This window comes from Mycobacterium sp. (assembly GCF_050700595.1).
GTDB lineage: Bacteria > Actinomycetota > Actinomycetes > Mycobacteriales > Mycobacteriaceae > Mycobacterium.
Window position 1 is genome coordinate 1 of the sequence record NZ_JBOHHI010000190.1, and the last position, 9,541, is coordinate 9,541.

A 9,541-nucleotide genomic window follows, 5' to 3' on the forward strand; every position below is an offset into this window, starting at 1 on the left:
CTGACCCGTCAGATGGTCGACCAGCGGCTGGTTGTCTGCCGAAAACGGCGGTGGCGCGGGCAGATCGACCTCGGCCGCCTCCGGTCGCAGCGGATCGGGCTGGCCGCGCACCCCCAGCAGCTTCTCGACCGCGGCGTACCAGGGTCGCATCTGGTCGTAGCTGACCGGCCAGGCCTCTGGCACGGTGGACTCGCCGGGGTGATGAAAGTCCTGCCGGGGAGTGAAATCGCGAACGAAAAACCGCTCGCAGACCATGCCATAGATGGCCGACGACCCCCCGGTCCCGCTGCCGATCAGCGGCATATACCTCCGCGATGAGCGCCCGCTGACGTCTTCGACTTCGTCGGCGCAGCGTCCGGCCCGGGCCAAGACGTCGTAGTAGGCCTCTGCGGAACGGCACGCCAGCGGTTCGGCCACTTCCGGTATCGAAGAGCGAATCGTGCCCGGCGCCCCGGGCAGTGTCGAGCGCCCCTTCTCGACGAACAGCACCCGGCGGCCTGAGCGGGCCAGCGAATAGCCCAACGTCCCCCCGCCCATGCCGGTGCCCACCACAATCACGTCCCACGTAATCTGTTCCGCCTCATGCGGATTCAGCTCGCTGTCAGCCAAAATCGAGCTCCTCCACGGATGATGGCCCAAAGCTTCGCCCCGGTTCGAACGAATGACGACCATACCATCGGTTGCCGCAGACAGGTTGACGTTCCCCGCCCCGGCCACGGTGGAACCCAGGTGTCGTTGCGGTGAGAGCCGCGGACAGCCTACGCGGCCCTAAGTCTGGGCGACGACGTAACCTGCAGATCGAGATGCTCAAACGTCTACTTGGCAACAAGGTCAGGGCTGTCGGAAAACGAAATCTCTTGGCCGGGCGGGTGTTTTCGGACATGGAGGCCGAACTCCTCCTACCCGCTACGGCTGCTCACCGGACAAGACGCCCGCCCCGATCAAACTTGTCATGGACGAGGCCGAATTGCTTGCCCGCGCCGGGTAAGAAATCTGCTGTCCGCTCAGGTGGGTATCAGGCTACAGTTTCGCCGGCGTCGATGGCTTGCTTGACTTCCTGCGCGTGCGCCACCTGCTGCGCGGTATAGCCGATGAGCAGCGCCACCCCACCGATCAGGACGGACAACCCGGCCAGCCACAGCAGGCCGTAGGCGTAACCCTGGTCCAGCGCATGCAACTGGGCGGGGTTCATCAACTTCACCGGTCCGCTGGTGCCGCCCAGGGACAGCGTGCGCCACGTGATGACGGCCTGGACGGCACCAAGCACCACCGGCGCGCCCAAGCACTGCAGCATCATCGCGACCGCGGATGTGGGCCCGATCCGGTCGAAGTCGACGCTGGCGATCACCGACAGCGCGAGCGAGACGGTGATCACGCCGATACCGATAGCGGCGACGACGAGCGGCACCACCAGATTCGGGAAATACGGGACACCGCGGTGGAGCCTCGAGCCGTAGAGCATCGCGCCCACCACCAGGATGCCGCCGGCGATCACCACCACCCGCGGCGGGAACCGCGTCACCAGCCGTGTCGACAAGCCCGCCCCAACGGCCGTTGCAATGGCAAACGGGATGAAGCCGACGCCCACGCCCAGGCCGCTATAGCCCAAAATGACCTGCACGTACAGGCCAATCAGCACGGTCAGGGCGAACAGCACCCCACCGGCCAGGAAAATGGCCGTGAACGTGGCCAGCCGGCTGCGGTCGAAGAACAAATTGAACGGCACGATGGGGTTCTCCGCGGTGCGCTCCACCGCGACAAACGCTACGAAAGCGCCCAGGCCCACCACACCCGAACCGATCGTCGGGGCTGACGCCCAGCCCTTCTCCGGTGCCATCGAGAAGCCGAAAACCGCTGCGGTACACATCAACGTGGCCAGCACAGCCCCGGTGGCGTCGAGCTTCATTCGCTCCTTCTGGGTTTCTTGCAGCCCAGTGTGGGCCAGGTAGATCACCAGTAGCCCGATCGGCACGTTCACCAAAAACACCAGCCGCCACGACACCTCGGTGAGCGCCCCGCCCACCACCAGGCTCGTCACCGCGCTGACGCTGCCCATCGCGCCCAACACGGCCATCGCGGCGTTGCGCGTCGGTCCCTTCGGGAACGTCGTCGCCATCAGCGCCATACAGGTCGGTGTGAGGATCGCGGCGGCTACGCCCTGCAGTAGCCGGGCCACCACGAGGCTGTCCCATCCCAGGCGATGCCGCACATCGCCGAGACGATGGTGAACAGCGCAGCCCCGACGATGAAGGTGCGCTTCCGCCCAACGGTGTCACCCAGACGGCCGCCCAGCAGCATCAGCCCGCCAAAGGTCAGCACGTAGGCGGTGATCACCCAACTCCGTCCGGAATCAGACAGGCCCAGCTCGTTCTGGATCTTAGGAAGCGCGATGACCGCGATGGTGCAGTCCATCATCGCCATCAGTTGAATGCCGCCAAGAGCGGTAACCGCGGCGATAAACGTGCGAGACGGCAGCCCCGTCGGGGAGTACCTGCTCATACGGCCCAGCGTGGTCGGATTGGTGGGCACACAGTCACCGAGCTCTGCGTCGTTGAGAGCCGGCACAGTGGACTACGCTACGGCAATCATAAGAACTGTTAGCCGCAAACCAACCAGATAGGCATTCTCGGTCACCGGGTAAGTGCGAAGCCACCAACGCCCTGCGCTGACTGCAGAAACCGCCTGCAATCGTGCACGCCTTCTTACGCGACCAGAACTGGGCGACGACGCGGTGAGGAATCATGGCTGAACGGAAACGTCACAACCGCCGCCGCTTGACGACCTCGCTTGTTCCGATTCGCGAGACCGGTGCGATGGGTATCGCTGGCGTGTAGGAGAACGTAATCCGGCAACCGATACTCAGCAGCCCTAAGTCTGTGCGGCGAGATGCACATGCCCAAAAACGTCTGGGTTTCAGTTGGTAGCGCGGGCATTGGGGTTATGCTGCCGGGCGGCTGAGCCAGGGGACGGGAGGCTGCCGCTTTCATTTCGCAGGACGCGCACGATAAGTGAAAGGCTAAAGATTCGCGGTGAAGTTTGTGCTGGCAAGCTATGGGACTCGCGGTGATGTCGAGCCCTGCGCCGCCATCGGCCGTGAGCTGCTGCGCCGTGGGCACGAAGTGCGCATTGCAGTCTCGCCTGACCTGGTTGGCTTCGCCGAGTCGGCTGGGCTTGCAGCGGTCGCGTACGGGCTGGACACGCAAGCGTGGCTGGACGCGTACCGCAACTTCTGGATGTGTTTCCTCCACACCTTCTGGAAGATTCAGAATCTGCGCAGGTTGTGGCGCGAACTTTGGGAGCCCCTTACCCAGTGCTGGGGGCAGATGTGCACAACGCTGACGTCACTGGCGGAGGAGGCCGACCTGCTGTTCACCGGCCTGGCTTTCGAGGGCCCTGCCGCCAACGTCGCGGAGTATTACGACATTCCGTTGGCCACGCTCCACTACCTCCCGGTGCGGGCCAACGGCCAGCTCCTGCCATTCCTGCCGGCGCCGCTGGTACGCTCCGCAATGACGGTGTACGACTGGCTGGGTTGGCGCGTGGAGAAGAAGGTCGAAGACGCGCGGCGCCGTGAACTGGGCCTGCCGAGGGCCACCGGGCCCTGGCAGCGGCGGATCGCCGAACGCGGATCGCTGGAAATCCAGGCTTACGACGAGGTGTGCTTTCCCGGGCTGGCAGCCGAATGGGCGAAATGGGAGGGCCGGCGGCCCTTTGTCGGCGCGCTGACGATGGAGGTGCCGACGGATGCCGATGAGGTGGTCGCGTCGTGGATTGCCGCGGGAACACCGCCGATCTTCTTCGGTTTTGGCAGTATGCCGGTCGAGTCTCCCGCCGACACGCTTGCCATGATCGGTGCGGCGTGCGCGCAGTTAGGTGAGCGGGCGTTGGTTTGTGCCGGCTGGAGTGACTTCAGCGACGTCCCCCATTTCGAGCATGTCAAGGTGGTGGGTGCGGTGAATTTCGCGACCATTTTTCCGGCCTGCCGCGCGGTCGTGCACCACGGTGGCGCGGGCACGACGGCCATGGGCCTGCGCGCCGGGGTCCCAACGTTGATCCTTTCGACGGACATCAATCAGACGATCTGGGGAACTCGGGTCAAACGACTGAAGGTGGGTACCGCCCAGCGCTTTTCGAGCACTACCACGAAATCACTGGTCGCGGACCTGCGCACCATCCTCGCCCCGCAATATGTCGCCCGGGCCCGCGAGATCTCCACCCGGATGACCAAACCCGCCGAAAGCGTTGCGGCGGCCGCTGATCTCCTGGAAGATTTCGCCCGCCTGAGGCGTGTTGGCTGACCGGCGAAGGCGGGCCGTGGGGTGATCGGCGCCGCGCTGGAGGAAAACTCGCCATGGATGCACGACATGTGGGGTTTAGCCGCAATGCCGGAAAACGGAAGTCCAGGGCGAATCACCAGCGGTACGGCGTGCTGGATGACGAGGTCTGCTTTCTTCCTGGCTGGTTCGAAGACACGCTGTTATCGAGGTTGCCATCCTTGTTGTAGTACTGTTTTTGATATTTTCCGGACTCTGATTCCGTCGGGTGGTTAAAAATAGTGAGCCGGGCAGAATTCTGCATATTTTTTACGAGAGCCGATGGCGTCGGCGGCGACTCAAATATGGGCATGGCAATTTGTAGGACTGCGTTCCCGTCCACACAGGTCGGCTCAGTGCGCTGCCTCTTCGGGGCTCGGTATCTGGTCTGCCTGACCCGGGCCATGTTGACCATGGATGACGCCACCATCGAGCTTGCTCAGGTTGACGACGACATGCCCGGCTGTAACAATTCCCCACGAGGCTATCGAGGCCGCCACTGTAGCGGCATCGAGGTGGTGTTTGTTCGGGGCATTAGTACCCCCTTGCCCAATCGCGCGAAACGCCATTAAGCCCAACCCATAGCTGCAGGTCACAGCACCGAAAGGCACCACCGCTGGGACCCTGCGGCACACCAATTACTGCGTTGTGTCAGGAGTTACTGAGGTGTGTCAAGAGCCACAGCAGGAACTTTGTCGAAACCACGGACCAGCCCTGGGACCTTCAGTATCGTTTGGAGCAGTGTTTCACGCATGTGGACTAGACGGTCGGAGAACCGATGAGCATCAACCCGTTCGATGACGACGATGGCAGCTTTTTCGTCGTGGTCAACGACGAGGAGCAACACAGCCTGTGGCCGACGTTCGCTGATGTTCCAGCCGGCTGGCGGGTGGCTTACGGCGAGGCCGACCGTGCCGCATGTCTGGACTACATCGAACAGAACTGGACCGACATACGGCCGAAGAGTCTGCGCGAGAGGCTGGCAGAGGGCTCGGGGCCTTGATTCAGTGAGACCGTGGGGGGTCGGGGAGTCTTTGGGGAAGATAGATGGAACTTGATGTCGGGGTACTTCCGTTGACGCGCGCCCAGCCGATGGAGCTTGATGGCCGAGCACTTCCGCTGACGCGCGCACAGCTAGACATATGGCTTGCGCAGGAAACGGGTCATTCCTCTATAGAGTGGCAGCTTGGCCTGTTCGTGCGAATTGAGGGCACGGTAGAACGTGATGCCCTTGAGTGGGCGATCCGCCGAGTGATGCAAGAGGCCGAACCAGTCCGGGCCGCCTGCTTTGAGGTGGATGGCCAGGTTTTCCAAAGGGCGATCGATCGCCCGGATGTCGAGCTGGTCTTCTACGACCTGAGCTGCTCGCGTGACCCCGTGCAGGACGCCCAACAGCTAGCATCATCGATCCAACGCAGGCCAATGCCGCTCAGTGGCCCGCTGTTCAAATTTGCATTATTTCAGACGCGGCTTGATGAATTCTACTTGTTCGCGGGCTGCCACCACATAGTCCTGGACGGAGCCGGCATTGCGCTGGTTGGCCAGCGAATTGCAGCTGTCTACTCTGCAATTGTTTCTGGCGCACCCATTCCTCCTGCCTTCTTCGGTTCGTTGCAGGAGTTGGTTGATTGCGAGTCAAGGTACGAAACGTCCACCGATTATCTCGACGATGAGGCCTATTGGGCCAGGAACCTTCCGCAGGAAACAGGACCGTCTTATCAGTTGCCCCAACCCGCGGGCGAGGATGATCCGTATCAGCTTTCTGCGCCGGTTCAACTGGACCCTGTGGTCGTTCGCCGAGTTGAAGAGTTATCCCACGTGTGGAACGTGCCCCGATCGTCGATCATCACCGCGGCGTGTGCACTCTTGGTGCGCGGGTGGTGCGCTCAGGGTTCAGATGTGGTGCTCGACTTTCCGGTCAACAGGCGAGTACGCCCGGAGTCAAAGACGCTTCCCGGGATGCTTGCCGGCGTTGTGCCGCTGGTGTTGAGGGTTTCGCCGGAGTCTACGGTTGCTGATTTTTGTCAGTTTGTTGACACGCGCATACGGGAAGCGCTGCAGCATCAGAGGTTTCCGATGCACGCCCTTGAGCGTAAAGCCCACCTCCGCGGCCCGGGGCAGTCGGCCGACAGGGTGAGCGTTAATTTCCAACCGGCAGCATTTACGCTGGCCTTCGGCGGTGCCACGGCGTCGGCGTCCTATACCAATCTCGGCCCGGTGGGCAACTGTGGGTTTATCTTCTTTAGCATCGGTGACCAGCTCTTTCTCGGCACGGCGGGCACCGGGCAGCAGCCATTTTCGGATTTCGGCGCCTCCGATTTAGCGAGACGGTTGCAGCGGGTGTTGGTGGCCATGACCGCCGACCCCACACGGTCGTTGTCGTCGGTGGATCCGCTCGAAGAGCCTGAGCAAGCCCGGTTGGATGAGATCGGTAACCGGGCGGTGTTGACCCAGCCCGCACCCAGGCCGATATCGGTTCCGGCGTTGTTTGCCGCGCAGGTGGCGCGTACCCCGGAAGCGGTGGCGATTAGCTGCGGGGAGCGTTCGTGGACTTATCGCGAGCTGGATGAGGCCGCCAACCGGTTGGCGCACCTTTTGGCCGGCCAGGGTGCAGGCCCGGGCGAGTGTGTGGCGCTGCTGTTTTCGCGGTCGGCTGAGGCGATCGTGGCGATTTTGGCGGTTTTGAAGACCGGGGCGGCTTATCTGCCGATCGACCCGGCGGTGCCGGCGGCCCGGATCGAGTTCACGGTTGCCGATGCCGCGCCGATCGCTGCGATCACCACCACGATGCTGGCCGACCGGCTGGACGGGTATGACCTGCCGGTCATCGATGTCGATGATCCCCGCATTGGCAGCTGCTCGTTCACAGCGTTGCCGGCACCTGCGGCGGACGACATGGCCTACCTCATCTACACCTCGGGCACCACCGGCACTCCCAAGGGGGTGGCCATCACCCACCACAACGTGACCCAGCTGATGGCGTCGCTGGATCCGCGTTTGGCGGCGCCAGGGCAGGTGTGGACGCAGTGGCATTCCTATAGCTTCGACATCTCGGGCTGGGAAATCTTCGGCGCCCTTCTGCACGGCGGGCGGCTGGTGGTGGTGCCGGAGTCGGTGGCCGGTTCACCGGACGACTTCCACGCCTTACTGGTCTCCGAAAAGGTCAGCGTCCTGTGTCAAACCCCGTCTGCGGTGGGAGTGCTCTCACCCGAGGGTTTGGAGTCGGTGGCCCTGCTGGTGGGCGGTGAGCCCTGCCCGGCCGAGCTGGTGGATCGGTGGGCGCCCGGGCGGGTGATGATCAATGAATACGGCCCGACCGAAACGACAATGTGGGTGGCCTTGAGCGCGGCGCTGAAACGCGGGTCGTGCGTGGTACCGATCGGCTCGCCGGTGTCGGGGGCGGCGTTGTTCGTGCTGGACGGGTGGTTGCATCCGGTGCCTGAGGGTGTGGTCGGTGAGTTGTATGTGGCCGGTGCCGCGGTGGGGTGCGGGTATTGGCGGCGGTCCGCGTTGACCGCGTCGCGGTTTGTGGCGTGCCCGTTTGGCGGCGCGGGAGCGCCGGGAAGTCGGATGTATCGCACCGGAGACTTGGTGTGTTGGGGCGCTGATGGGCAGCTGCGCTATCTGGGGCGCCTCGATGAGCAGGTCAAGATCCGCGGGCATCGCATCGAGTTGGGTGAAGTCCAGGCAGCCCTGGCCGCGCTGGATGGGGTGGAACAGGCGGCGGTGATCGCCCGCGAGGACCGACCCGGTGATAAGCGTCTGGTGGGTTATGTGACCGGGACGGCAGACCCAACCGGAATGCGCGCCCAGCTGGTGGAGCGCCTCCCCGCGTATATGATGCCGGCCGCGGTAGTGGGGGTGGCGACGCTGCCGTTGACGGTCAGCGGCAAACTCGACAAGCGCGCCCTGCCGGCACCCGAATACACCGATGTTGATCGCTACCGGCCCCCGGCCAACCCTGTCGAGGAGGTCTTGGCAGGCATCTATGCCCAGGTGCTGGGGCTGGAGCGGGTCGGGGTGGATGAGTCGTTCTTCGAGCTGGGCGGGGACAGCATTTTGTCCATGCAGGTGGTGGCGCGGGCCCGTGCGGCCGGTGTGGTATGCAGGGCGCGCGATATTTTCGCCGAGCAGACCGTGGCCCGGCTGGCCCGGGTGGCCAGGGTGGCCGACGGTGCGGGTGACGTGATCGATGAGGGCGACGGGCCGGTGCTGCCCACCCCGATCATGCACTGGCTGCAGGGCGTGGAGGGCCCGGTTGAGCAGTTCAACCAGACGGTGGTGGTGCAGGCTCCCGCGGGAGTGACCGAGGCCGATGTGGTGGTGCTGGTGCAGGCCTTGCTGGATCGACATGCCATGCTGCGGCTGCGTGTTGATGACGACGGCGCCGGGGGTTGGTCGTTACAGGTGGCCGAGGCCGGGTCGGTGGATGCCGACGGGTGCATGCAATCGGTGGACGCGTTGTCTGATGAGGCGCTGGTAAAGGCGAGGTCATGGTTGAACCCGGCCGCCGGGGTGATGCTGAGCGCGCTGTGGGTGGCCTACACCGGCCAGTTGGCGTTGATCGTTCACCATCTGGCTGTTGATGGGGTGTCGTGGCGGATTTTGCTGGAGGACCTCAACATCGCCTGGGCTCAGCATCGCGGCGGGCAGTCGGTGGTGTTGCCGGCGGGCGGGACGTCGTTTGCCCGATGGGCGTCGCTGCTGGCTGAGCGCGCGCACCGCCCGGAGGTGGTGGAGCAGGCGGACGCCTGGCGGCAGGTGGCGATGGTGCCTGCCGCGCTGCCGGCGGTGCAACCCGCGGTGGATACGTATGCCAGCGCCGGGTTGTTGTCGGTGGAGCTGGATGCCGAGACCACCCGGACGCTGCTGGGTGAGGTGCCCGCGGCGTTTCATGCCGGGGTGCAAGACATTTTGTTGATCGCGTTCGCCTTGGCGTGGGCGGAATTTTTGGGCAACCCCGGCGCGCCGATCGGCATCGACGTCGAGGGTCACGGACGCCACGAGGAGCTGGGCACCGATGTGGACCTGTCGCGCACGGTGGGGTGGTTTACCACCAAATACCCGGTGTCGTTGGCGGTTGGTGGGCTGTCTTGGACGCAGGTGGTGGCCGGCGAGGCCGCGCTGGGGGCGGTGATCAAGGAGGCCAAAGAACAGCTTCGGGCGCTGCCGGATGGTTTGACCTATGGGCTGCTGCGCTACCTGAACCTCGAGGTGGACCTGGCCGG

At 64.1% G+C, this 9,541-nt stretch carries 5 protein-coding genes and 1 pseudogene; 4 read left to right on the forward strand and 2 right to left on the reverse strand.

Annotation, left to right across the window (positions count from 1 at the left end):
* Together ACRDTL_RS17990 and ACRDTL_RS17995 are read right to left on the reverse strand one after the other, a co-directional pair.
* Nucleotides 1–609 (reverse strand): FAD-binding protein (locus tag ACRDTL_RS17990; protein ID WP_431508055.1); only part of this gene is annotated, 609 nt, incomplete at its 3' end.
* A gap of 406 nt (nt 610–1,015) precedes the next feature.
* Nucleotides 1,016–2,514, reverse strand: a pseudogene (locus ACRDTL_RS17995) (MFS transporter); the annotation flags it as partial.
* Nucleotides 2,515–3,029: 515 nt separating this feature from the next.
* Here ACRDTL_RS17995 and ACRDTL_RS18000 point away from each other — a divergent pair.
* The 4 genes from ACRDTL_RS18000 to ACRDTL_RS18015 form a co-directional block, all read left to right on the forward strand.
* The gene (locus ACRDTL_RS18000; protein WP_431508056.1) at nt 3,030–4,298 is read left to right on the forward strand and encodes a glycosyltransferase; all 1,269 of its coding nucleotides are present in this window, start codon (nt 3,030–3,032) and stop codon (nt 4,296–4,298) included.
* 53 nt (nt 4,299–4,351) lie between these two features.
* Nucleotides 4,352–4,504: a TylF/MycF/NovP-related O-methyltransferase gene (locus ACRDTL_RS18005; RefSeq protein WP_431508057.1), complete on the forward strand. Its 153-nt coding sequence runs from the start codon at nt 4,352–4,354 to the stop codon at nt 4,502–4,504.
* 587 nt (nt 4,505–5,091) lie between these two features.
* On the forward strand, nt 5,092–5,316 hold the full coding sequence (locus tag ACRDTL_RS18010) for an MbtH family protein (protein WP_431508058.1): 225 nt from the start codon (nt 5,092–5,094) through the stop codon (nt 5,314–5,316).
* 89 nt (nt 5,317–5,405) lie between these two features.
* Nucleotides 5,406–9,541, forward strand: a 4,136-nt coding sequence (locus ACRDTL_RS18015) for an amino acid adenylation domain-containing protein (RefSeq protein WP_431508059.1), incomplete at its 3' end; no start/stop codon positions are given.

Excerpts from the sequence above, each read along its gene's own strand:
- ACRDTL_RS18005 (WP_431508057.1), top strand. The coding sequence starts at position 4,352 with ATGGATGCACGACATGTGGGGTTTAGCCGCAATGCCGGAAAACGGAAG.
- ACRDTL_RS18010 (WP_431508058.1), top strand. The coding sequence starts at position 5,092 with ATGAGCATCAACCCGTTCGATGACGACGATGGCAGCTTTTTCGTCGTG.